Here is a 24512-nt window from a genome sequence, read left to right as displayed (position 1 = left end):
GCGTCCTTTTTTAACCTATTCTTTTGCTAAATCCTTTGCAGCGTCTTCCCAAGCCTGTTTGAACTCGTCCGCGGTGTCAGCTGAGACATATGTGCCGCCTCCCGCTTCCGCCGCTTTTTCAAGGCTTTCGCTTCCTTTCATGCCGAAGTTGAAGCCGATGATATTGACGATCGTGTTGACGTTCGCTTTACGGAGCTTTTGAATTTCGGCCTGAGGATTACCGCCGCATGTTTCTTCACCGTCTGTGATCAGATATACGACGTTTTTCCCTGTGGCGCCGGCCCGCTCAAATTCTTCACGCGTATCAGAGAGCGCTTTCGCAATCGGTGTCCAGCCGGTCGGTTTAATCTTGCTGAGTGATTGCTCAAATGGAGTCACGGCGTACGGCTGAAGGCCGTATAACGTTTCTGTCGCATTACATGATACGGCTTTGCCTGAGTTTTTATTATTGCCCTTATGCCCGAATACCCGAAGCATCAGATTCGTGTCTTCAGGAAGAACTTCCGCAAAAGAAGTGACAGACTCTTTCGCGACATCTATTTTACGCTCTCCCCCTGTTTTTTGTATCATGCTTCCGCTTGCATCAAACAGCACGGCAACGTTTGTTTCTTCGTGCTTTTTCTCAGCTGCAAAAACAGGTGATCCGAGTGAAAGCGTCAAAAGTCCGACAATCCCCGCAGTGAACATTTTTTTCATTTCCTTCATTCCTCTCCGTTTGTTTTTGGCCGATGGGCCCCCGGCTCTTCTCTATGCTAGATGAGGAGTATGCAAAAAGATATAGGGCGGGATTCCTTTTGTATAAGCGGCTGTACACCGTTAAAAATGAACAGAATTATGCGCATCATCCTAAAAAGATTGGATAAATGATGACAGATTTAATGCCTTTTTCGCCCTTTTTGTAATATAAGTCCGGAATCTGATTCTTTTTACAGTTTTCTCTTCATCTTTTCTTGAAATTTTTGTTAAATAAAAATAAAAAAAAGGGCCGCTAAACGGCACCTTTCTTATTCCGCTAATGAACTCGCTTCCAGGGTAAAGATGCGGTTCATATCCTTTTGGCTGTGAGCTTCGTAATATTTTCCTCCGCCCGCACCGGCAATTGCGTGAAGCTGTCCGTTGAAGCCTTCTTTAAAGTCAAAGCCGATCACGTTGACTTTAATATGATGTTTGCGAAGTTCTTTCGCTGTCTTAATAGGATCTCCTCCGCATGTCTCCTCACCGTCTGTCAACAGGTAAACGGATTTAAAGCCGAATTTATGAACGCCGTTAAAAGAAGCTTTCGCATCCTCTAATGCTTTTGCAATCGGTGTCCACCCCGTAGGCCCGATTCCGTTCAGAGAGTTGAGGAAGCTCTGTCTGTCAAACCTTTGGAATCCGTATACACCGCGAATGGATTCGCAAGATTGAACTTTTCCGGAGTTTTTATTATTGCCTTCCGAACCGAAAACCGTCATTCTGACCTGTGATGTAGACTTAATTCGATCCGCAAAACGGACAATTTCATCTTTTGCCATATTGTATTTAGAAACGCCGTCAATCCGTTTCGCCATACTGCCGCTCGCATCAAGCAAAATAGCGATATTGTTTTTAAATAAAAATGTCTTCTCGTTTGCATTCTCGGCAGCAAAAGCAGGAGATGCAGCAGTCAGCATCAATCCGAGCATGAGTATGAGTGAAAATGTTTTTTTCATTGCTTTTTCCCCTTTTCAATAGATTTACGTTCAACGCCGAACAATATTTATCGTAAATGAGATGAAAAGGGAAATAAATAGGACGGCGTTCCTCATTATTTTTGCGTATATTCACATAGAAGCGGCATTTTTATCAGTGATTTACACCCGGCGCTCAGCCTTCAATCGACATTTGTCAGCCTTTAGGCTTTCGTTATATGAGTCTGTTGGTTGCTTTACCGTTTATGGAATAGTTTTCAAAAAAACAGACGCTCATGAAAGCGTCTATTTTTTCGCCATATATTTGTTTAAAAATGAATCTGCTTCGGAAATGTCCACTCCCTGATAATAATGCTTGACGATGTCCGCCACTGATTTTCCCTGCTCCGCCATGTAATTGGCCCCGTACTGGCTCATGCCGACGCCGTGGCCGAATCCTTTTGTCGTAATGGTGATGCTGCTGCCGTTTCGTTTCCATTCAAAGTCGGCAGAACGGAGTCCGAGTTTTTCCCGGATGTCTCTTCCCTTCAGCTTTTTGCCGTTGATGACGGCCGTTGCCACTTGATGGCCCGGCGTTCTGGCTGTAATCTGTCCCACCGTGTTTTGTCCTGAGAGCTGTACGCCGAGCTTTTGCTGAAACTCCGGCACACTGAAGGTCTGGGTGGCAAGATATTTCGGCGATTGCTTATCCCACGGACTTTTCACGCTTTTTAAATAAGGAATGGCGCTTGTCCAATAGGCTTCCGCATTTTCCGTATACCCGTTGCTCGTAGAGAAGAAAGATGCCTCAATCGGCTTGTTATCGTACGTTAAAATCTTTCCTTGCGTGCCGGCGACCGCGTTTGTGATTTTCTTGAGGTTGTGTGCGTACTTAGAACCCCATTCTTTTTTCAGCTGGCTTTTGCTTTGATAGACTTGGAACATTTGCGTATCATCCACCAGTGATCCTTTCGGCGCCTGAACGGCTGAGTCAGCGACCATCAGTCTGACGATGAATGTCCGGGCGGCGAGCGCCTGGGCTTTTAAGGCCTCCGGTTTAAAATCTGCAGGCATTTCGGAAGCCACGACACCGATCACGTACTCTTCAAGCGGAATGTTTTCTACAGAATGATTGGATGTCCGATAAACCGGAATGGATACAGGTGATTCTTTCAATGTTTCTGCTCCTTTTGTTTCTCGTGTGGTGTGTGCTGTTTTGTGTCCGGGTTCTCTGTTTACGGCTGCTCCTTTTTCCGCCTGAAACGGAAGGACGAGAATGGTGGGGACTAGAAGAATAAGTATACACAGCCCGGATAGTAGAAATACAATCGGTTTCATATATCAGCTGCCTCCTGCTTGGGATTCGACTCTACTTCATCTTATGGGCAGGGACAAGCTAATATGACTTCCTTTTGGACAGAATCTTTATTCCATTTTTCAAGCGAAAAACGTATTCTTTTTTGGAAATCAGAGCATAATAATGATGATAAACCATAAAAAAACAGTATGCCAGATTGACATACTGTTTTTACAGCCATTATGCGTTTAGGTCAGTTACGACTTCTTTGCTTTCTTGTTCAGCGGCCGTTTCATCAACGACACGCTCGATGTCAGCGCCGAGAGCCGCAAGTTTTTTATGGAAATTCACATAACCGCGATCCAAGTGCTTCAGTTCCGTGACGCGTGTATGACCTTCAGCCACTAATCCCGCAAGAATCAGCGCCGCGCCCGCACGCAGGTCCGTAGCGGCAACTTCTGCGCCTTGCAGCTGTACAGGACCGTTAATGATCACAGAACGTCCTTCAATTTTAATGTCGCCATTCATCCGGCGGAATTCTTCAGCATGCATAAAACGGTTTTCAAACACAGTTTCAGTAATCATGCTTGTTCCGCTCGCACGGAGAAGCAGCGCCATCATTTGCGACTGCATATCAGTCGGGAATCCTGGGTGAGGCATCGTTTTAATGTCGATCGGCTTCAGCTGGGCAGGACCGATGACACGAAGGCCTTCTCCTTCATCCGTAATTTTGACTCCCATTTCTTCCATCTTCGCAATTAAAGACGTAAGATGCTCAGGAACCGCACCTTTGACTAATACATTTCCTTCCGTGATAGCCGCAGCCACCATGAAAGTACCCGCTTCAATACGGTCAGGAATGATGTTGTGTCTTACGCCGTGAAGCTTCTCGACACCTTCAATTTTAATGGTGCCTGTGCCGGCTCCGCGGATTTTTCCGCCCATCGCATTGATATAGTTCGCTAAGTCAACGATTTCAGGCTCTTTTGCCACGTTTTCAAGCGTTGTTGTTCCTTCAGCTAAAGCAGCTGCCATAATCAAGTTTTCTGTCGCACCCACACTTGGGAAATCTAAATAGATTTTTGCGCCCTGCAGACGGCCTTCCACTTCTGCTTCAATAAAGCCGTTGCCTACTTTGATTTTTGCACCCATTGCTTCAAAGCCTTTTAAATGCTGATCAATCGGTCTTGAGCCGATTGCGCAGCCGCCCGGAAGCGCTACTCTTGAATGACCCGTACGGGCTAACAGAGGGCCCATAACAAGCACTGACGCGCGCATTTTGCGCACATATTCAAAAGGTGCTTCTGTTTCTAAAGCGTAAGAAGCGTTTACGGTAACTTCATTATTCTCAAAATGCACATCTGCTCCTAAATGACGCAACACTTCATTAATTGTATATACATCGGAGAGCGTAGGTACATCACATATTACGCTTTTTTCTTCACTTGCTAATAAAGATGCAGCGATAACTGGTAAAACGGCATTTTTTGCTCCTTCAACTTTCACTGTGCCGTTTAACTTCTGACCGCCGCGGACGATGATTTTTTCCAAGGTATTCCCCTCCGCGTCCCTATATTCTCTATATTAATATTCAGTCGTCACGATTGGTGTGCCAACCGTAACGGTATGTTTTTCGCCCATTCCCGCACTTCTAAGCGCAACTTGCACATTCATCTTATGTTTCGATGTCATGATGTAATCTGTCCACTTATATGTAAATGCAGAAACAGAAACGAAATGAGGCTCAACTACATGTTCAACTGGACTTGCTTCAAATTCTTTCATGAGCTGTTCTGCTTTTTTTTGCAAAACAATACTCATATTATCATTTAAATGACCCTTTAGACAAGTAAAAATAAATACTTTATTTTGAAATATGTCATGTGCCTGCCGTTCAAACTGTTCATATGTATCATTCCAGTTTTCCGGTTGCTCCGGGCTCATTTGCTCATATAATAAATACGAAGTTGGGTTCTGGTTTTTGAGGGTAGTGACGAGCTGCAGTTTAAAAGTTGTGTGATTTTTTTTGTCAGAATACGTGCCGACGGCCTTTACGATTTTATCTTCCCGCGCGGATTCCCAATGATATTGCGGATACTGCGTCTTCAGTTCTTTTACCTTGTCATCAAATTCACTCAGTGACAGGTTCAGATTTTCTTTCGCATGAAGCGTCCATTCATCTACAGTGACCTGCTGCCGCTCCATTCCTTCGGCAATCTGGGCAAGCGGAGACAGCTCACTTGCATGAATGGAATGAAATACCGCTATTAAGGCGCTTAAAAAAACAAAAAATAAGATGATGCGGCCTGCTCTTTTTTTCTTCATATCGATCTCTCCCCCTTACTCCCATTTTTGCCGGAGCCGGGGAAAGCAATACATGGAAAACTTCGTCAAAACTCGCCAAGCGGGTGAAGAAAAGTTGGTTTCTCACCCAGCGATTCCCTTCATTTCAACAGACGAAACATCCTAAAATAAGTATGGAAGCTGTTTCGAATAGGTAAGATAATCTAAAAAGAAGTCAGCGACTGCCGTACCGATCGCAATGGTAAGAAGAATGATCAGCAGCCTCGCCTGCACTATTTTTCCTTTTCGGATCAGCGGATCAAAGTTGACGGCCTGAAGCGCCCACCATGTCACCGCAATGCATACCAGGTGAACCAGGATGCTGATTGCGGCCTGCTGCCCCAATACATTCACAAATTCCATCTCCTTTCATTTTTTCCGCCCCTCATATCCTCTCTTATTATATAAGAAGAAGAGAGAAAGATGATCATTTTTACATCAGAATTTTTATCCAAAATTAGGGGCAATCCCCGCTTAAATGTCCGTTCTCCGGCATGATATACTTTTTTGGAAAGGAGATGGGAATATGAATCATTCCTTTTTTCATCCGGAAAAGCAGTATGGAGAAACACTTCCCGTATTTGACCACGAGTGGGAAGCGATAGCATTCTACTATGATTATAGACAGTCTCAAACAGAGGAACTGAAAGAATTATGTCAGTTTTTCAACATTTCTCTTGATTATTCAGGCGGCAGCCTGCTGGAAGTGGAAGCTCTTTACTTCCGCAGCATACAAGAGCTGCTTTTGGCGGATTGGAACCTGCCGATTGACGAATTTGAGAAAATGCTCAGCGTGTATGTCATCGATTGCGCGATCCGACACCATGACGATGCCGAATGGGTCGTCAAACCTTATCCGTATACGGACGGCGCTTATACGACGGGTGTGCGGAGAGGAAACAAAACGTGGCACACCGACAACTGCTGCGAACATTTATATCTGCAAAAAGAAGAGGATCATCCGCTTATCGGCGTCTATGAATCTCTTATGCGTTAATATAGAAAAAGAATCCTTCTCAGACAGCCGAGAAGGATTCTTTTTTAGTTTCCTGCAACATCCAATCTGTTTACAGCCCGCTGTAGCGCAAGCTCAGCCCGACGAATGTCAGTATCATCTGATCGTTTGTTCAAACGGTCTTCCGCCCGCTTTTTCGCAGCAAGGGCGCGCTCTTTATCAATGCTTTCCGCTGTTTCAGCGGCTTGTGCAAGGATAGTGACCTGATCAGGACGGACTTCTAAAAATCCGCCGCTGACAGCCGCCAATTCGGTCTGTCCGTCTTTTTTAAGGCGGACAGCGCCGATTTTAAGCGGAGCCACGGTCGGAATATGGCCAGGCAAGATACCGAGATCACCGCTCTCGGCTCTTACACTTACCATTTCAATATCAGCATCATATACTGGGCCGTCGGGAGTAACGATATTGACTTTAACGGTCTTCATGCTTTTACCCTCCTAGGACCAGATTAAACTTCTACACCCATCTCTTTTGCATTCTCAATGACTTCTTCAATGCGTCCCACAAGACGGAATGCATCTTCCGGAAGATGGTCATATTTACCGGAAAGGATTTCTTTAAAGCCTCGTACCGTTTCTTTAACAGGCACGTAAGAACCCTTTTGTCCCGTAAACTGCTCAGCTACGTGGAAGTTTTGAGAAAGGAAGAACTGGATACGGCGTGCGCGGTGAACGACAAGCTTGTCTTCTTCACCTAATTCGTCCATACCGAGAATCGCGATAATATCCTGAAGTTCTTTGTAACGCTGAAGCGTTGACTGGACTTCACGCGCCACCGCATAATGCTCTTCTCCGACAATTTCCGGAGCAAGCGCGCGGGAAGTGGAAGCCAGCGGATCAACCGCAGGGTAGATACCCATTTCAGTTAATTTACGCTCAAGGTTAGTCGTCGCATCCAAGTGAGCGAACGTTGTCGCCGGAGCCGGGTCAGTGTAGTCATCGGCAGGCACGTAGATCGCCTGGATAGATGTAACTGAACCAACGTTTGTAGACGTAATACGCTCTTGAAGCTGACCCATTTCTGTCGCAAGCGTCGGCTGATAACCAACCGCAGAAGGCATACGGCCGAGAAGCGCGGAAACCTCTGAACCCGCTTGTGTGAAACGGAAAATGTTATCGATAAAGAACAGTACGTCCTGTCCTTGTTTATCACGGAAATGCTCAGCCATTGTAAGACCCGTCAATGCTACACGCATACGTGCGCCCGGCGGCTCGTTCATTTGTCCGAAGACCATGGCTGTTTTCTTGATAACGCCTGAATCGCTCATTTCGTAGAAAAGGTCGTTCCCTTCACGAGTACGCTCTCCTACACCGGCGAATACGGAAATACCGCCGTGCTCTTGCGCGATGTTGTTGATTAATTCCTGGATTAATACGGTTTTACCTACGCCGGCGCCGCCGAACAAGCCGATTTTACCGCCCTTGATGTAAGGAGCGAGCAGGTCAACAACCTTAATTCCCGTTTCAAGAATTTCAACCTCAGTTGAAAGCTCATCGAATGAAGGAGCTGATCTGTGGATCGGGTCCTTTTGAGCATCCGCAGGCAGCGGTTCATTTAAATCAATTTTATCTCCCAGTACGTTAAATACGCGTCCGAGAGTCACATCACCGACAGGAACGGAAATTGGCGCACCTGTATCAACAGCTTCCATTCCGCGCTGAATTCCGTCCGTAGATGCCATGGCAATTGTACGGACTGTATCATCGCCTAAATGAAGAGCAACCTCTAGCGTTAGGTCGATGCCTACTTCATTTTCGCCTGTAGCTGGCTGTGAAACTTTAATCGCATTATAAATCGCAGGCAAGTGGCCGTCCTCGAAACGTACGTCGACAACCGGTCCAAGCACCTGACTTACGCGTCCTTTCTTCATCGCTATCCCTCCTGACAAAATCTTTCTATTCTAAAGCGGCTGCACCGCCGACAATTTCGGTAATTTCTTGTGTAATCGCCGCTTGACGCGCGCGGTTATATGAAAGCGAAAGTGAATCAATGAGTTCTTTCGCATTATCAGTCGCATTTTTCATTGCTGTCATTCTCGCAGCGTGTTCACTTGCTTTACTGTCAAGAAGCGCGCCGTAAATTAAGCTTTCCGCATATTGAGGAAGCAGCACTTCGAGCACCTCTTCTTCATCCGGTTCGAACTCGTAAGAAGCCGTGCGCTTCCCGCCGCTCGTTCCGAAATCCGTTAAAGGCAGCACTTTTTTCTCCGTCACTTCCTGTGAAATCGCACTGACGAAATGGTTATACACCAAATGCAGTTCATCAAAAGCGCCGTCGATAAACATTTGAACCGTCTGACGGGTCAAATCTTTAATCTGAGCAAAAGTGACCTCGTCGCCAAGCCCCACTAACTCAGACAAAATCGGCATTTCCCGTTTTTTGAAGAAATCGCGGCCGACTCTGCCGATTGCAATCACCGTGTATTCATCTTTAGACTGATGGCGTTCTTGAATGGTGCGGTAAGCGTTTCGCAAAACCGAACTGTTAAACGCACCCGCAAGCCCGCGGTCAGACGTAATGACGAGATACGCCGTCTTTTTCACTTCTCTTGAGACAAGCATCGGGTGTTTCGCGTTTTTCGCGCCTTTTCCGACGTTAAACACAACCTCCTGGATCTTATCCATATACGGAGCAAATGACTTCGCGTTGGTTTCCGCACGGTTCAGCTTCGCAGCGGATACCATCTGCATGGCTTTTGTAATCTGGCTTGTTTTTTTCGTTGACGTGATCCTTGACTTAATATCGCGTAATGAGGCCAAAGATTTCACCACCTTTATTCTTCATTTGCGTAAAAAGAGAGAAAAAGAGAACCTTTTTCTCTCATCTTCTAAGGGTTAGTTGCTTGGTGCAAATGTGCGTTTGAAGCCTTCGATTGCAGCTTTGAAGTCTTCATCAGCAGGAAGGTTTCCTGTTTTCGCAATGCCGTCAAGCAGATCTTTATGGTTTTGATCAAGGTACATGTAGTACTCTTCTTCAAAACGTCTGATATCCGCAACCGGAATATCATCAAGATATCCTTTTGTCAGCGCATAAAGAATGGCTACCTGTTTTTCAACCGGAAGCGGTTTATTCAAGTCTTGCTTCAGCACTTCAACTGTACGCGCACCGCGGTTCAGTTTCGCCTGAGTCGCCTGGTCAAGATCAGATCCGAATTGGGCGAACGCTTCAAGTTCACGGTATGAAGCCAGGTCAAGACGCAATGTTCCCGCTACCTTTTTCATCGCTTTGATTTGGGCTGATCCGCCGACACGGGATACGGATAATCCGGCATTGATCGCAGGACGCACGCCTGAGAAGAATAGGTCGGATTGAAGGAAAATCTGTCCGTCAGTAATGGAAATGACGTTTGTCGGGATATAAGCGGAGATATCTCCTGCTTGTGTTTCGACGAACGGCAGCGCCGTAATTGATCCTGCGCCTTTAGCGTCACTCAGCTTGGCTGCGCGCTCAAGCAGACGGGAGTGAAGATAGAATACATCCCCAGGGAATGCTTCACGGCCCGGGGGACGGCGAAGAAGCAATGACAGCTCACGGTAAGCGGCCGCTTGTTTGGATAAATCATCATATACGACGAGAACGTGCTTGCCGTTGTACATGAATTCTTCACCCATTGTCACCCCTGCATACGGTGCAAGGTACAGAAGCGGAGCCGGCTGTGAAGCGGACGCCGTCACGACAATCGTGTAATCAAGCGCGCCATGCTTACGAAGTGTTTCCACTACGCCGCGCACTGTAGATTCTTTCTGGCCGATCGCTACGTACACACAGATCATGTCTTGATCTTTTTGGTTTAAGATTGTATCAATCGCAACAGATGTTTTACCTGTCTGACGGTCACCGATAATCAGCTCACGCTGTCCGCGGCCGATCGGAATTAACGCGTCGATCGCTTTGATACCCGTTTGAAGCGGCTCATGTACCGATTTACGGTCCATTACGCCTGGAGCCTGGCTTTCGATCGGACGTGTTTTGCTTGTCAGAATCGGACCCAGTCCGTCTACCGGCTGTCCGAGCGGGTTGACGATACGTCCGATTAATTCTTCACCTACAGGAACTTCCATGATGCGGCCCGTTCTTTTGACCTCATCACCTTCACGGATATCTCTGTAAGGTCCTAAGATAACGATACCTACGTTGGATTCTTCAAGGTTTTGAGCCATACCCAAAACGCCGTTTGAAAACTCAACAAGTTCACCGGCCATACAATTGTCAAGGCCGTGCACACGCGCAATACCGTCTCCGACTTGGATGACTGTACCTACGTCATGAACTTCAATTTCAGATTGGTAATTTTGAATTTGCTGCTTTATCAGCGTGCTAATCTCTTCAGCTTTGATGCTCACTTAGGTTTCACCCCTTCTATCGATTTCCTCCGGCAAGTTGACGTTCCATGCGCTCAAGCTTTCCGCTCACGCTTCCGTCATAAATCCGGTTTCCAATGCGGACTTTAATGCCGCCTATTAAATCCGTCTGCACTTCATTTCTGATTCTGAGCGAAGCGATTCCGGCTTTTTTTGCAAACACTTGAGACAATGATAACATTTCCGCTTCTGACAGCGGTTTTACTGAATAAACAACCGCGTCCTCTGTCTGACGGGCCTGATTGGCAAGTTTGATAAACTCGTCTGTGAGATCAGGCACAATCGAAGACCGGCGGCGGTCAATCAGAAGAAAAATCGTATGCAGCACAGACTCAGACAGTGCGCCGAACGATTGCTGAATCAGCTCTTTTTTCTTAGCGGCCGATACCTTCGGATGGCTTAACACTTCCTGTAATCCGGCTTCGTTCCGGAACACTTCTTTTAGTACGGTAAGCTCTTCTTCGATTTCATTGATTTGAGAAGTCTCAACGGCAATGTCGAAAAGCGCTGACGCGTATCGTTTAGAGACAGCAGATCCACTCATCGGCTTTCTCCTACCTCTTTAAGATAGTCCTGAATCAGTTGTTCCTGGGCTTGTTCATCAAGCTCTTTTTCAATCACTTTCGATGCGATTAAGACAGAAAGTGATGCGACTTGCTCGCGAAGTGCGGAAACCGCTTGTTCTTTTTCTTTGACAATTTCGGTTCTCGCCGCTTCTTTCAATCTTTCAGACTCGGCACGTGCAGCCTGAATAATGTCTTCCTTCTGCTTTTCACCCAGTTTTTTCGCATTTTCAATGAGTGATTGTGATTCCTGTTTCGCTTCTTTTAAAAGAACGCGCTGCTCTTCAATCAGCTTCTGCGCTTCTTTATTTCTTTCTTCAGCGGACGTAATTTCGCCGGCGATATGATCTTCACGCTGTTTCATTATATTTAATAGCGGTCCAAGAGCGAATTTCTTGAGAAGCGCTAATAAAACTAACATAGCTAACAATTGGAATAGGATATCTCCGCCGTTAAACGACAGTCCTAATTCAAGAGGTAATTGAGACATCTACTACGGCAACTCCCTTCTGCAGGTTTTCTCTGCTGATAAAAAGCCGTTTCGGTACGGCCTGCTTATCAGACATAAAGCAATGGCGAAGGTTCTCTTAGAGTGATCTTCGCCATTTTTAGTTCATATAAGGCTTTTTTGCTTAGCCAAAGAACGCTAAGAACGCGATAACGACAGCGATAATCGGAAGGGCCTCAACCAATGCGATACCCATGAACATAAGAGTTCTAAGTTCTTTTCCTGCTTCCGGCTGACGGGCGATTCCCTCTACCGTACGTGAAACGATCAGACCGTTACCAATACCTGCACCAAGTGCACCTAAACCGATTGCAATTGCAGCTGCTATTAAATTCATGAAAAAGTTCCTCCTTTAAAATGTTATCCGAATGGATATATGATTTTAATGATCATGACTGATTTTGTGTGACATGTACACCATCGTCAGCATCGTAAAGATAAATGCCTGGATGGTACCGATGAACAAGCTGAACGCCTGCCATGCAAGCATCGGAAGAATGGCTCCGACTGTGCCGACCAAACCGAGAAAGAAGCTGTTTGAGTAGAAATTCGTCGCCAGATTCGCAAGCAGGCCAAGAAGAATTTCCCCGGCGAAAATGTTACCGTAAAGACGAAGTCCGAGTGTCAGCGTATTCGCAAACTCCTCAATGATCTTCATCGGGAACATAAGCGGAACCGGTCTGAGGTAATCCTTAGAGTATTCCTTCAAACCTTTCATCTTCACGCCGTAATAGTGCGTTAACGACACAACCATAACGGCTAGAGTCAGAGTAATAGCCGGATCGGCCGTCGGTGATTTCCACCAAAGCTCGTGTCCGACCGTTACAGAAAACGGCAGCCCCAGCATATTTGATACAAATATGTACATCAGCAAGGTTACACCAAGCGCCAAGAAGTTAGCCCCTGTTTTTAAATCCATTGTACTGCCTATAATATTGCGGACAAAATCAACAATCCATTCCATGAAGTTCTGGGCTTTTCCTGGACGTATAGACAGCGTTCTCGTAGTAAGAATCGCAATCAGCAGCACAATCACACTTGCCACAGTAATCATCAGAATGTTTGTCAGATTAAAAGTAAGACCAAACAAATCAATAGTTCTGTAATCGTGATTCAATGGGTTTTCACCTCTCTTCCATTGATGAACGTTTGAGCTGAATAATGGAATCTATCATAATGACGGGATAAATTGTCATTAATCCAATAATCACACTTGCCACACTGACTTTATCGGGATATTTAAAGGCGACAGCCATCGCAAGTATCGCATTGCACCAACGCGCTGCGCTCCCGAGTGATCGTATGGACTTTCCTTTCGCCACGGCCTTGTCAAAAGCATTCATTCTTCTGGTCAAGAGCCACAAATTAAACAAACTGAAAACAGTTCCCAAAAAGAGGCCTAAAAAAACAGTTTTATACGCCGTAAGACCATATCCCAGCAAATAGATTGCTAAGATTACAAATACATATCTCCGTTGTCTGCTGAATGTAAGATTGGGATCGTCCATCAACTATCTGTCTCCTGATGAAAATGTAATATAATTCCTGGATACGGCAAAACATGCGGTTAACCCTTTGCAGAAGGCCTTTTTTTGTCCCGCAAAACGGCCTGTTCGAAAAAACCACTCATCCTCCTGATGCCACGGGATGCTGTTTCATTCGCTTAGATAAATCCTCATATAACGGGTTTTTTGGAGGATTTAAAATGAGGATGGATACTAGAAATGAAAGGAATGAAAACCTTCTCATAATACCCTCGTTTAGCATACAATAGCCCCTAACATGTGTCAATCTGTTTAAAGTTAAAAAACTTTTTATACCGCAAGCATACACAGAATGTTCACAATTTCACCTATAAATGTATGAACTCTGCCCATTCAGCAAATATCTGGATAAAAAAAGAAAACCCCTGAATGAGGTTTTCCGATTTATTTGGTTCCGTACAGTCTGTCACCCGCGTCACCGAGGCCCGGAACGATATAGCCTTTTTCATTCAGTTTTTCATCAAGGGCGGCGATGTAAATATCAACGTCAGAATGATGTTTCTGCAGTTCTTCCACGCCTTCCGGAGCCGCTACAAGACACATAAAACGAATGTTTCTCGCGCCGCGCTTTTTCAGGCTGTTTATCGCTTCCACCGCAGAGCCTCCCGTAGCAAGCATCGGATCCACGACAATAAATTCGCGTTCTTCTATATCAGAAGGAAGCTTGACATAGTATTCCACCGGTTTTAAGGTTTCCGGATCACGGTATAATCCGACATGTCCCACTTTAGCGGCCGGGATTAATTTCAGCATGCCGTCAACCATTCCGAGACCCGCTCTCAGGATCGGCACGATACCGAGTTTCTTCCCTGAAATTACTTTGGACGTCGCTGTTTGAACAGGTGTTTTCACTTCCACTTCTTTAAGAGGAAGATCACGTGTAATTTCAAATGCCATCAGTGATGCGACTTCGTCCACAAGGTCTCTGAAATCCTTTGTACCTGTATTTTCATTCCGAATATATGTCAGTTTATGCTGTATTAAAGGATGATCAAATACGTAAACCTTTCCCATACTGTGTTCAGCTCCTTTTTTGTTGTCCGAGTGACTTTTTCACACTTCTATTGATTCTACAGAAAAAGACAAACAGTTTCAAGAAAATCATAAAAAAACCCGCCGGATTAAGGTTCCGGCGGGTTTCTTCCTTATTAATAGTCCAGTTCTTTATATAAAGGAAACTTTTCAGTCAGGGCAGATACGCGCTGTCTCGCTTCTTCAAGTTTTGCTTCGTCTTCATGATGTTTCAGCGCGAGGCCGATGATGGCGCCGACTTCTTCAAGCGCGTCACCGTCAAAGCCGCGGCTTGTCACAGCTGCCGTACCGAGACGGATTCCGCTTGTGACGAACGGTTTTTCCGGATCGTAAGGGATCGCGTTTTTATTAGATGTAATGCCGATTTCATCAAGAACGTGTTCAGCGACTTTTCCGGTCAGTCCGAGAGAACGGAGGTCGACAAGCACAAGGTGGTTATCCGTTCCGCCTGATACGAGCTGAATGCCCTCTTTGTTCAGAGACTCAGCCAGGCGCTTCGCGTTCGAGATGACGTTTTGCGCATACGTTTTGAAATCATCTTCAAGCACTTCTCCGAAAGAAACGGCTTTGGCCGCGATGACATGCATAAGCGGTCCGCCTTGGATTCCCGGGAAAATGGATTTATCAATCTTTTTGCCGAACTCTTCACGGCAAAGGATCATTCCTCCGCGGGGGCCGCGAAGTGTCTTGTGAGTCGTTGTCGTTACAAAGTCAGCGTAAGGAACCGGATTCGGATGAAGACCGGCTGCGACAAGACCCGCGATATGCGCCATGTCTACCATGAAGTAAGCGCCGACTTCATCAGCGATTTCGCGGAATTTTTTAAAGTCGATCGTGCGGGGGTACGCGCTCGCTCCGGCAACGATGAGTTTCGGCTTATGCGCCAGCGCTTTTTCACGCACATCTTCATAATCTATATATTGCGTGTCTTTATCGACACCGTATTCTACAAAGTTGTATTGAACGCCGCTGAAATTAACCGGGCTTCCGTGTGTTAAGTGGCCGCCGTGGGAGAGGTTCATCCCGAGCACCGTGTCGCCGTGCTCTAAAATCGTGAAGTAAACAGCCATGTTCGCCTGAGCGCCTGAGTGCGGCTGAACGTTTACATGCTCAGCTCCGAAAATCTCTTTCGCGCGGTCGCGGGCGATGTCCTCGACGACATCAACATGCTCACAGCCGCCGTAGTAGCGTTTGCCTGGGTAGCCTTCAGCATATTTGTTTGTTAAAACAGAGCCTTGTGCTTCCATTACCGCTTCCGTCACGAAGTTTTCAGAAGCAATTAATTCGATCTTAGTCTGTTGACGCTTACGCTCATCTTTGATGGCGTTAAACACTTGTTTGTCTTGTACAGGTAAATGTTTCATCAGCGAGATCCTCTCCTATCCGTTTCCTGTTCTTTATTTTTACCACCCTTATTGTACATGGTTTTTCAGGTGAATGTAACAGCTTATTTAAAAAAATCACAAAATTTAATTAGAAAACACGAACATTATACAGGAAAAGCATTTTCATCATTCGCATTCATAAACGGCGCGAATTCCGCCTATCAGCTTCGGCCTTGTCCGGGCCATCGTCACATGTGCTTCTCCAAGCTCACGACTTGATATCCGGACAGGGACGGCAACGGGTTTCAGATGCATGCCGATGAACGTATCGCCGATGTCAATCCCGGCATCAGCCTGAATCGATTCGGCGAGCACGGGAGAACGCATCTGCCGGTATGCATAAGAGGCCATTGCTCCGCCCGCTTTCGGGACGGGGACGGCTGAAACAATGGGGAGCCTGAACCGCTCGGCCGTTTCCGCTTCAATGACAAGCGCCCTGTTTAAATGCTCGCAGCATTGAAAAGCAAGATGTACACCCGTTTTTTCCTTAAACCGGTTAAGTCCGCCGTATATCAATTCAGCCCAATCCCCGCTTCCGGCGGTGCCGATCCGGCTTCCGGCGGCTTCACTTGTACTGCACCCGATCACCAGCAGACTGCCGTCCGTCAGTCCTGCCTGCTCTTGAAACTCAGTCAGCATGTCCGTCCATTTTTGCTTCATCTCTTCCATTGTCCAGCACCTCTTACAGATTTTTTTCTTCGTAATCTGCGATTTTGCCGATCCGCCGTTCGTGGCGGCCGCCCGTAAATTCAGTCGTCAGCCAGACTTTTGCGATTTCGCGCGCCAGCCCCGGGCCGATGACGCGTTCGCCCATCGCAAGAACATTCGTGTCATTGTGTTCACGCGTCGCTTTTGCGCTGAAGGTGTCATGGGCAAGCGCACAGCGTATGCCCTTTACCTTATTTGCGGAGATGCTCATGCCGATGCCTGTGCCGCAAATTAAAATTCCCCTGTCAGCTTCGCCGTTCACCACTTTTTCCGCTACCGGAAAAGCGTAGTCTGAATAATCGACAGAGCCGGCGCCGCATTCACAGCCCATATCAATGTATTCAATCTGCAATTCATCCAAAAGACTTTTTATTTCTTCGCGGATATGGACGCCGCCGTGATCTGACGCAATAGCTACTTTCATTCATTTACCTCCTAGGTGTGGCTGGGCGAAGACAGCCCAGTGTGCTTGTCCTTTTTATTACGAAATCCGTTGATTTCATTCTACTCTTTCACATTCGTTTTGCAAATGACCTGTTTGCAGATTTTCTGACAGATTACTTGCTTTTTCCGTCAAGCAATTGATCAGCCAAAAGGGTCAGCAGCTCCTCCAGTTCGTCCCGCGTCTGTTTATAAACATCAAGCGGACCGCCGAACGGGTCAGAGATATCGCCGTTTTCCCCCGTTACGTATTCTTTAATGGTAAAGACTTTGCCCTGACTGTTTTGATATCGGCCTTCAATCAGCTGTTTGTGCTGTTCCGTCATCGCCAGCACCAGATCAGCCGTCTCGATATGTTCTTCCGATAAGGGAGATGAACTGTGATTGAGAGCGATCCGTTTTTCAAACAGCGCTTCCACGGCATGGGCCGACGCTTTTCCGTTCGGAGACGCGAATACGCCGGCCGAACTTACGCTGACGTCCAGCCCTTTCGTTTCTGCAATGGATTTAAAAAGAGCCTCAGCCATAGGACTGCGGCACGTATTGCCTGTACACACAAAGATTATTTTCATGTCCGTCACCTCTTACTGCCTATTATAAATGAAGAAAAAAGAAACGGCATCTTCGTTTCTTTTTTTACGTATCTTATATCGGTAAAAGCAGTTTCAACCCGAACCCGATCAAAATGGCTCCGCCAAGCGCTTCGCTGTAGGAGCCGAGCCACGACTGCACCTTTCTTCCCGCCAAAAGGCCCGCCCATGTTAAAACGGTGCTGAAGACCCCGAACAGCGTAACGGCCAGAAACGGATTGGAACCGTTCATCCCGAGACTGAGCCCGACAGAAAAGCTGTCCAGACTGACACCGACCGCAAACAGCAACAGTCCCGAGCCTGCCGGAGATATGAGCGGCCCGTCTGATTGTTTAAACGCGGCGATGATCATCTGCACCCCTAAAATGAAAAGAAGAGATCCGCCGATGTAAACGGCGAGCATCCCTAGAAAACCGGACAGCAGATGCCCGGCCGCCATTCCCGCAAGCGGCATCATGACATGAAACAGCCCGATGACAACCCCTATATGAAAAATCTGTTTTTTCTTCAGCTGAATCATTCCCATTCCGAGCCCGACGGAAAAGGCATCCGTCCCCAAAGCAAATGCCATGATGCTTAAGGAGACAAGTTCCCCGATGAATAGATTCGTCATGAAATAAAAACCCCCTTGGACGTGCCCGCTTGTTTAGCTTATGCATGTCCGATAAGGGGTAGAACAAGTTAATGGATAACGGTGCCGCCTGCGGCTTTCATCAGCCTGTTCATCACGGCGAGCCCCACTCCGGTATCCGGAAAGGACTCAGAAATAATCATGTCCACTTCCGCTTCATCAAAGCTGCGGAGCGCATCGTATAAGGCGGACGCCACTGTTTCAAGGTCGGCGCGTCTGCCGCAGACCTTGATATAATCAGCCTGGTAACTATCGGCGTTCTCTTCTGTTGTCAGAATGCCGATTCGTTTTCCCCGGCTTTTATATGCGTCTGCCAGTTCTTGAATTCTCCGGGCGCCGCCGTCGGCAATAGCCATCGGCGCAGAAGGCGCGTAATGTGTATATTTCATACCGGGAGAAATAGGAACCTCATCTTCTTCGGTCAGCCCTTTATCCACAAGAACCGGACCGGCGGCGGATTCAATCTGCTCTTTTGTCACGCCGCCCGGACGAAGCAGCACGGGCTGTTTCCCCGTACAGGACAGAACAGTTGATTCCACTCCGATTCCCGTCGCGCCGCCGTCCACAATACCGGCAATGCGGCCGTTTAAATCATGAGCTACATGCTCGGCCTTCGTCGGGCTCGGTTTTCCTGATAAATTGGCGCTCGGCGCGGCGATCGGCAGTCCGGCCGAGCTGATGAGGGCTAATGCTGCCGGATGATCAGGCATTCTGACCGCTACCGTCTCAAGTCCCGCGGTGACACGGGGTGACAGCACACCGGGCTTACACGGCAGAACAAGGGTCAGCGCCCCCGGCCAGAATAGCTTCATCAGCTTTTTCGCCGTCTCAGGAATATGGCTGATAAAACGATCAAGCTGGCTGATATGGGATATATGCACAATCAGCGGGTTATCGCTCGGCCTTCCTTTCGCCTCATATATTTTCGTTACGGCTTCCGTATTTTCAGCGTTAGCGCCCAGTCCGTAAACGGTTTCTGTCGGAAAAGCCACAACCTCATTCTGCCGGAGCAATTCCGCGGCTTGTGTAATCTGGGGATCGGTTGTGGATAATTCTGCGGAACAATCCACAAACCATCTTCTTGTTTTCATGTATAACCAAACTCCTTATTTTAAAGCGGTAAAACTTTATTTTCTCTCGTGTATTCCTTTTGAAAGTATAAAAGATGTCCTTTAATAAAACAAGTGTTATCCACAAACTGTGGACAACACTTTTTAATAAGTGGATAACCTTGTGTATAAGTTAGATCAGGCAGAGGTTTTCACCATTAAAAACGAACCTTCTGTGCATAACGAGTTGCGGAAATGTTCGGACGTATACAGTTCATCAGGCGCATCGGCGCACGCTTCAAATCCCATCACATTCAGAAACTCAGCAGATGAGGGCTGGTTGGCGACTAAGTAGACATCTTGAATCTCATGTTTTTTACACAGCACATCCATACTTTGAAACAGTGTAACGATATGGCTTTGATTCAGCCTGTCCGACATGACGAGTGAACGGAGAAGCCCTTTTCCGCCGCTGAATTTTTCGATCCCGAGACAGGCGGCAATCATTTTTTCGCTGTCTTCCAGTACGATAAACCGGCTGGTCTGCTGATCGATTTCCGCATGTGCCGTATCAGCCTTTTTCAAAAAGGCCTCCAGCGCCTCCGTATCTTGATCTCTTGCCACTCTCAGCTGATAAAACATATATTTCCCTCCGTTTCGATCAACTCTTTCTTCCAATCTATGAATCGAATCCGGATTTATGCCTTTTACTTCAGGAAAATAGATCTGAAATCCAATCGACGAGGAAAAACTTCACTTCGGTATCATCGTCATCTTTATTTTCTTTCTTCGCTTTATCAGCCTTTGCTTTTACGTCATCCAGCACTTTTTTAGTCTGTTTCTGCGTTTCTTCCTGCTTCTGTCCGCCCTCTTCCTGATCTTTCACCGCTTCGCCGTTTGAGAAATCAAGGAAGCACAGCGGCGGAAACAAGACGCACCACCAGTTGGCGCCCTCGCCATTGCCGAGTGTAATTAAAATCGCTTCATATTTTCCGGCCGGATAGACCATATTGCCGTAAAGCTTTGTCGGAAACGAAATTTTATTGAATTGAACTGAAACGGATTGATGCGCACCCTTTTCTTTCATCGTCTGTTTGGCGATTTCTTTAATTTCAGGAAGCTTCGAACGAATGAGCCGCCGCGCTTCTTCAATGGAAGTGATATCTTTCACCCAGTCTGTGATTTGCTTGTTTACAGCATCTCTGATCTGGCGCTTGAGCTTTTGATCCTCATCGTTATCACTGTTGGCCAAAATTCTGAGCCGGATCGCTTCATCCGGTATGACGACGGGCTCATCGGCTGATGCCCGCGCCGTTTCTTCTTTTGTCAAACCCGCAAGCGCTCCTGATAATAAAAGAAAAATATATATGCAGATCATCATTGTCTGTTTCATCGGTCCCCACCGTTCCTCTCCGTGCTTTTTTTATCTAGTCCCATTATGGACATGACGGAAAAGGTTTAAACCGGCGGGAAGAAAAAAATCTAGCAAGCTGATAATCTGCATTGACAGATTCAAAATATGGTACGATATTATTTTGATAGGAGGTTTTCAGATGAAATATAATTACACCGTGCTGCTGTCGGCGGCATGTATGTCTGTCATTTATTCTATTTTGTATGTTCATCAATTCATTATCGCGGCTTTCATTTCGATGGCGTTTTATTTTCTGTTTCCTTATTTGATTTTTGCGCTGCCGCTTCAATACTTTCTGAATAAAAAGCCGAAAAGATTTCATCCGCTGTATTTTCTTTATTATTTAGGGGTGTCATTTATTGCAAACGGGATTATCTTCGGTCTTTTGCAGCCGTCAGGCCAATCTCTGTTTTCTAATTCAGCCTTTTATATCTTTGCGGTTTTAACAGCCGTCGTCTATTGGGTATGGGATTCCGTATTGCTGCAAAGACAAAATCCGGCTACAGAAGCGTAATCAGCAGACAGCCGGCTGAAGGGAGAGCGGCGCAAAAGAAAACGGCGGCCATCTTTAAACGGGCGTGCCGTCCTTCTTCTGTTTCAGAATGATAATTGGCCCGCTGCTCCGCTCCGCTTACGGCCAACCCTGAAACGATGATTGCTGTGACGATAAGAACAGCCGTAACGGCGCCGAAAATGATATCAACGCCAAACGGCAGAACAAACCCCGCCGCATAAGCTGCGGCGGCGAGTATACATCCGAAGGCGAACGCTTTTTTCAAGGCGGATGCCCCTTTCATTTTCTTTCCATTGTAACAAAAGCCCGCCGTGTGCGTCACCGGCGGGCTTTTTTCATGATGTGATGACCGCGGATACGGTTCTGTCTTTTCCGTTGATGTCCTGTACGACTTCCACTTCCGCATTCGGAAAGGAATGACGGAACAGGTCTTTCACGGCTTTCCCCTGATTATATCCGATTTCAAAGACGACAAGCGCTTTATCTTTCATGACAAGAGGCAGCTCCTCCATAAACCGCTTGTAGAATTTCAAACCGTCACCGCCGTCCGTAAGTGCATGAAGCGGCTCATGGAAACGGACGATATCCGACAAATCCGCCATTTCTTCTTCAGAAATATACGGCGGATTGGAAACAATAATATCCGCTTTTTTCCCTGATGAAATAAAAGGAGTTAACAGATCTCCCTGCAAAAAACAGACGTCCGCTCCGAGGTTTTGCGCATTTCTTTCCGCCACCTGCAGCGCTTCTTTTGAAATATCCGAAGCCGATACTGAAAAATGTCCGCATTCAAGGGCGAGCGTCACTGCAATGGCTCCGCTCCCCGTACCGATATCAATGACGTTCAGTCGTTCTGCCTCGGAAAATACCCGCTTTTGTCTGTCCAGCAGATGAAAGACGACTTCTTCCGTTTCCGGACGCGGAATGAGAACATCGTCATTCACAAAAAATTCCCTGCCGTAAAACTGTTCTTTCCCGATAATATATTGAATCGGAATACCTTCTTTATGCATCTCCACGTGCCGTCTGAATCGATAAAGCTCGTCCTCGCCGACGGGCTCCTGCAGACTTGCGAGAAGCTTGCTCCGATCCATTCCGGTATCATTTAACAACAGCAGCTCGGCCGCGTTTTTTTCTCTTCCCGCTTCGGTTAAATAAGAAGAAGCCCAGCTTAGGGCTTCAAAAACGGTCTTCATCTTAATTTTCCGCCTGCTGGAGCTTGCTTGACTGGTCTTCTACGATTAACGCTTCAACCACTTCATCAAGCTTGCCTTCCAGGATTTGATCCAGCTTTTGAATCGTCAGGCCGATGCGGTGATCCGTCACACGGTTTTGCGGGAAATTGTATGTGCGGATACGCTCGGAACGGTCGCCTGAACCGACGGCTGATTTACGGGTCTGGTCATATTCAGCCTGAGCTTCCTGCTGGAATTTGTCATAGATTCTGGCGCGGAGCACCTTCATCGCTTTTTCTTTGTTTTTAATCTGAGATTTTTCATCCTGACAGGAAACGACGACACCGGTCGGTAAATGCGTCAGGCGTACGGCCGACATCGTCGTGTTTACGCTTTGTCCGCCCGGTCCGCTTGATGCGAATGTATCGACGCGGATGTCTTTTTCGTGGATGTCCACTTCTACTTCTTCCGCTTCAGGAAGACACGCCACCGTCGCCGTGGATGTATGAATACGGCCGCCTGATTCCGTTTCCGGAACACGCTGTACGCGGTGCGCGCCATTTTCATACTTCAGCTTGGAGTATGCGCCTTTTCCCGTAATCATAAAGATGATTTCTTTGTAACCGCCCGTTCCGGTCACGTTTGCTTCCATGACTTCAGTCTTCCAGCCTTGGATTTCGGCATAACGGGAGTACATTCTGTAGAGATTTCCCGCAAACAGCGCGGCTTCTTCTCCTCCCGCTGCTCCGCGGATCTCCATGATTACGTTTTTGTCATCGTTCGGGTCTTTCGGGATGAGGAGCACTTTCAAACGCTCTGATAAGGTTTCCGTCTCTCCCTGCAGTTCGGAGATTTCTTCCTTCACCATTTCTCTCATATCGGCATCAAGCTTTTCCTCAAGCATCGCTTTCGCATCGGCAAGCTGTTCTGATGCGTCTCTGTATTGTCTATAGACTTCAACGGTTTCTTGTATATCAGATTGCTCTTTCGAATATTCTCTAAGCTTTTTCGGATCGTTGACCACTTCCGGATCACTTAAAAGCTCATTTAATTTTTCGTATCGTTGTTCAATTGACTGTAAACGGTCTAACACGGTCTTCACCTCTGTTTTCCTGTGCGTAACATTCTCATTATAGTATAGGGCTTATCGCCAGTCAAAAGCAATTCGCCTCTGTTATACTGAAGCAAAAAAGGAGGAGCGGATATGCTGAAATCCATCCACCATATAGCAATCATATGCTCTGATTATGAAAAGTCGAAAGCTTTTTACACCGAGATTCTCGGTTTCGGCATTATAAAAGAAACATACCGAAAGGAACGGGAATCTTATAAACTTGATCTGGCGCTGGACGGCGCGTACGCGATTGAATTGTTTTCCTTTCCCGATCCGCCCGAACGGCCGACCAGACCGGAAGCCGCGGGTCTCCGGCATCTCGCCTTCACCGTAAACGATCTTGAAGCAGCCGTCAGAGAGTTAAAGGAAAAGGGCGTCGGCACAGAACCGATCAGAACCGATCCGCTGACGGGGAAACGGTTTACCTTTTTCTTCGATCCCGACAAGCTTCCGCTTGAATTGTATGAAGCGTAACGTTTTTTGAAGAAATGCCGCTTTCTTTGGCGAATTCCTTCTTGTTTTGTCTAACATGAAGGGAACGCCGCCTCATGGTCGAATACCTAGCAAAAAGGAGGTATGTGATCATGAATACAAACATGGCCGCGAAAGAGCTCGGCGTCTCCGCAAAAACGGTGCAAAGGTGGGTCAAGCAGCTGAATCTTCCGGCTGAACGGAATGAGCTCGGACATTATTCCTTTACACCTGAGGATCTTGATGTGCTGAAATCGGTCAAACGGCAAATTTCTGAAGGCACTGCCCTTCTGGACGTTCAAGTGCCCCGGCAGCCGAAAAAACGGACGGGCTTCATTTTGCAGCGTCCGAAAATCAATGGCGGCGCTGAACAAAGATTGGCAGAGCTGGAGCGCAAACTGGACATTCTCACGAAAGAGAAACAAGGTGAGAACCATCTGCTTTCAAGGATAGAAGAGCTTGAACGCCAGCTGAAACAAAAGGCGGATGAAGGGGTGTCTTATCAGCTTCTTCAGCACAGGCGGGAAATTGACGACCTCAATACCGAATTGCAGACATTGGCCTCCCGCATCCAGGAACTTGCCCAGACAGCTCCCCTCTCAGAAACAGCCGCTTCTTCAGAACATAAGAAACCCAGAAAAAAAACGAGATTTTCGCCTTTTAAATTTCAATTCTAATCAAAAAAGCTCCCTGAAACAGGGAGCTTTT

31 protein-coding genes are annotated in these 24512 nt (G+C 46.9%); 4 read left to right on the top strand and 27 right to left on the bottom strand.

The annotated features are described in order from the left end of the window. Positions 1-15: 15 nt before the first annotated feature. The 6 genes from BZ167_RS11840 to BZ167_RS11815 form a co-directional block, all read right to left on the bottom strand. A complete protein-coding gene (locus BZ167_RS11840) occupies positions 16-696 on the bottom strand; it encodes a VWA domain-containing protein (RefSeq protein WP_039253514.1) in 681 nt (226 codons plus the stop codon). Between the two features lie 308 nt (positions 697-1004). Then, positions 1005-1691, bottom strand: a complete 687-nt coding sequence (locus BZ167_RS11835; protein WP_015418411.1) for a VWA domain-containing protein — start codon at positions 1689-1691, stop codon at positions 1005-1007. Between the two features lie 264 nt (positions 1692-1955). Further along, entirely contained in the window at positions 1956-2987 is a 1032-nt protein-coding gene (spoIID, locus tag BZ167_RS11830) for a stage II sporulation protein D (RefSeq protein ID WP_007407591.1), read from the bottom strand. Positions 2988-3186: 199 nt separating this feature from the next. After that, entirely contained in the window at positions 3187-4497 is a 1311-nt protein-coding gene (murA, locus tag BZ167_RS11825; protein WP_007407592.1) for a UDP-N-acetylglucosamine 1-carboxyvinyltransferase, read from the bottom strand. A 33-nt stretch (positions 4498-4530) separates the two neighbouring features. Next, on the bottom strand, positions 4531-5271 hold the full coding sequence (locus BZ167_RS11820; RefSeq protein WP_015418413.1) for a YwmB family TATA-box binding protein: 741 nt from the start codon (positions 5269-5271) through the stop codon (positions 4531-4533). A 141-nt stretch (positions 5272-5412) separates the two neighbouring features. Continuing rightward, positions 5413-5643 (bottom strand): DUF1146 family protein, encoded by a 231-nt coding sequence (locus BZ167_RS11815; RefSeq protein ID WP_007614366.1) that lies wholly within the window; start codon positions 5641-5643, stop codon positions 5413-5415. 172 nt (positions 5644-5815) lie between these two features. Between BZ167_RS11815 and BZ167_RS11810 the strand changes: the two genes are divergently transcribed. Next, a complete protein-coding gene (locus BZ167_RS11810; RefSeq protein ID WP_061890872.1) occupies positions 5816-6286 on the top strand; it encodes a hypothetical protein in 471 nt (156 codons plus the stop codon). Between the two features lie 44 nt (positions 6287-6330). Here BZ167_RS11810 and BZ167_RS11805 read toward each other — a convergent pair whose 3' ends face one another. From BZ167_RS11805 to spoIIR, 18 genes are all read right to left on the bottom strand, one after another. Continuing rightward, entirely contained in the window at positions 6331-6729 is a 399-nt protein-coding gene (locus BZ167_RS11805; protein ID WP_003151176.1) for a F0F1 ATP synthase subunit epsilon, read from the bottom strand. 23 nt (positions 6730-6752) lie between these two features. Further along, positions 6753-8174, bottom strand: coding sequence for a F0F1 ATP synthase subunit beta (atpD, locus tag BZ167_RS11800; RefSeq protein ID WP_003151173.1), 1422 nt, complete (start codon positions 8172-8174; stop codon positions 6753-6755). Between the two features lie 25 nt (positions 8175-8199). After that, a complete protein-coding gene (atpG, locus tag BZ167_RS11795) occupies positions 8200-9063 on the bottom strand; it encodes an ATP synthase F1 subunit gamma (RefSeq protein WP_003151172.1) in 864 nt (287 codons plus the stop codon). A 75-nt stretch (positions 9064-9138) separates the two neighbouring features. Then, a complete protein-coding gene (atpA, locus tag BZ167_RS11790; protein WP_003151170.1) occupies positions 9139-10647 on the bottom strand; it encodes a F0F1 ATP synthase subunit alpha in 1509 nt (502 codons plus the stop codon). Positions 10648-10663: 16 nt separating this feature from the next. Next, entirely contained in the window at positions 10664-11209 is a 546-nt protein-coding gene (locus tag BZ167_RS11785) for a F0F1 ATP synthase subunit delta (protein ID WP_003151169.1), read from the bottom strand. Further along, entirely contained in the window at positions 11206-11718 is a 513-nt protein-coding gene (gene atpF, locus BZ167_RS11780; RefSeq protein ID WP_003151168.1) for a F0F1 ATP synthase subunit B, read from the bottom strand. The genes BZ167_RS11785 and atpF overlap by 4 nt, the downstream gene beginning before the upstream one ends. 142 nt (positions 11719-11860) lie before the next feature. Beyond that, positions 11861-12073, bottom strand: coding sequence for a F0F1 ATP synthase subunit C (gene atpE / locus BZ167_RS11775; RefSeq protein ID WP_003151167.1), 213 nt, complete (start codon positions 12071-12073; stop codon positions 11861-11863). Between the two features lie 45 nt (positions 12074-12118). After that, positions 12119-12853 carry a F0F1 ATP synthase subunit A gene (gene atpB, locus BZ167_RS11770; protein WP_014419099.1) on the bottom strand — a complete coding sequence of 245 codons (735 nt, stop codon included), beginning with the start codon at positions 12851-12853 and terminating at the stop codon, positions 12119-12121. 7 nt (positions 12854-12860) lie between these two features. After that, a complete protein-coding gene (gene atpI / locus BZ167_RS11765) occupies positions 12861-13244 on the bottom strand; it encodes an ATP synthase subunit I (protein WP_003151155.1) in 384 nt (127 codons plus the stop codon). Positions 13245-13664: 420 nt separating this feature from the next. Continuing rightward, positions 13665-14294: a uracil phosphoribosyltransferase gene (gene upp / locus BZ167_RS11760; RefSeq protein ID WP_033574393.1), complete on the bottom strand. Its 630-nt coding sequence runs from the start codon at positions 14292-14294 to the stop codon at positions 13665-13667. A gap of 134 nt (positions 14295-14428) precedes the next feature. After that, positions 14429-15676: a serine hydroxymethyltransferase gene (gene glyA, locus BZ167_RS11755; RefSeq protein ID WP_015418416.1), complete on the bottom strand. Its 1248-nt coding sequence runs from the start codon at positions 15674-15676 to the stop codon at positions 14429-14431. A 147-nt stretch (positions 15677-15823) separates the two neighbouring features. After that, the gene (locus BZ167_RS11750; protein ID WP_007407598.1) at positions 15824-16366 is read right to left on the bottom strand and encodes a TIGR01440 family protein; all 543 of its coding nucleotides are present in this window, start codon (positions 16364-16366) and stop codon (positions 15824-15826) included. A gap of 13 nt (positions 16367-16379) precedes the next feature. Then, entirely contained in the window at positions 16380-16829 is a 450-nt protein-coding gene (gene rpiB, locus BZ167_RS11745; protein WP_003151149.1) for a ribose 5-phosphate isomerase B, read from the bottom strand. 133 nt (positions 16830-16962) lie between these two features. Beyond that, positions 16963-17418: a low molecular weight protein arginine phosphatase gene (locus BZ167_RS11740; protein WP_007407600.1), complete on the bottom strand. Its 456-nt coding sequence runs from the start codon at positions 17416-17418 to the stop codon at positions 16963-16965. Between the two features lie 73 nt (positions 17419-17491). Next, complete coding sequence (locus BZ167_RS11735) at positions 17492-18049, bottom strand: manganese efflux pump MntP (protein ID WP_061860953.1); 558 nt, start codon at positions 18047-18049, stop codon at positions 17492-17494. Between the two features lie 68 nt (positions 18050-18117). Then, entirely contained in the window at positions 18118-19158 is a 1041-nt protein-coding gene (locus BZ167_RS11730; protein ID WP_061890873.1) for an L-threonylcarbamoyladenylate synthase, read from the bottom strand. A gap of 156 nt (positions 19159-19314) precedes the next feature. After that, positions 19315-19758 carry a GNAT family N-acetyltransferase gene (locus BZ167_RS11725; protein WP_015418419.1) on the bottom strand — a complete coding sequence of 148 codons (444 nt, stop codon included), beginning with the start codon at positions 19756-19758 and terminating at the stop codon, positions 19315-19317. A 70-nt stretch (positions 19759-19828) separates the two neighbouring features. Beyond that, positions 19829-20509, bottom strand: a complete 681-nt coding sequence (gene spoIIR / locus BZ167_RS11720) for a stage II sporulation protein R (RefSeq protein ID WP_015418420.1) — start codon at positions 20507-20509, stop codon at positions 19829-19831. 160 nt (positions 20510-20669) lie between these two features. Here spoIIR and BZ167_RS11715 point away from each other — a divergent pair, with 160 nt between their 5' ends. Further along, entirely contained in the window at positions 20670-21044 is a 375-nt protein-coding gene (locus BZ167_RS11715) for a UPF0715 family protein (RefSeq protein WP_003151143.1), read from the top strand. Here BZ167_RS11715 and BZ167_RS11710 read toward each other — a convergent pair. The 3 genes from BZ167_RS11710 to prfA form a co-directional block, all read right to left on the bottom strand. Then, positions 21031-21309 carry a DUF5316 family protein gene (locus BZ167_RS11710; protein WP_020954349.1) on the bottom strand — a complete coding sequence of 93 codons (279 nt, stop codon included), beginning with the start codon at positions 21307-21309 and terminating at the stop codon, positions 21031-21033. The genes BZ167_RS11715 and BZ167_RS11710 overlap by 14 nt on opposite strands. Positions 21310-21379: 70 nt before the next feature. Beyond that, positions 21380-22240 (bottom strand): peptide chain release factor N(5)-glutamine methyltransferase, encoded by an 861-nt coding sequence (gene prmC / locus BZ167_RS11705; RefSeq protein WP_053573969.1) that lies wholly within the window; start codon positions 22238-22240, stop codon positions 21380-21382. Position 22241: 1 nt separating this feature from the next. Next, positions 22242-23312: a peptide chain release factor 1 gene (gene prfA / locus BZ167_RS11700; protein ID WP_003151139.1), complete on the bottom strand. Its 1071-nt coding sequence runs from the start codon at positions 23310-23312 to the stop codon at positions 22242-22244. 111 nt (positions 23313-23423) lie between these two features. On the opposite strand from prfA, the gene gloA2 reads away from it, so the two are divergent. After that, positions 23424-23807, top strand: a complete 384-nt coding sequence (gene gloA2, locus BZ167_RS11695) for an SMU1112c/YaeR family gloxylase I-like metalloprotein (RefSeq protein WP_003151138.1) — start codon at positions 23424-23426, stop codon at positions 23805-23807. A 110-nt stretch (positions 23808-23917) separates the two neighbouring features. Further along, positions 23918-24481, top strand: coding sequence for a chromosome-anchoring protein RacA (racA, locus tag BZ167_RS11690; RefSeq protein ID WP_015418422.1), 564 nt, complete (start codon positions 23918-23920; stop codon positions 24479-24481). Positions 24482-24512: the final 31 nt, after the last annotated feature.

The sequence above is a fragment of the Bacillus sp. 275 genome, from assembly GCF_001999205.1.
Lineage (GTDB): Bacteria > Bacillota > Bacilli > Bacillales > Bacillaceae > Bacillus > Bacillus velezensis.
This window is presented reverse-complemented; position numbering and strand designations above follow the sequence as displayed.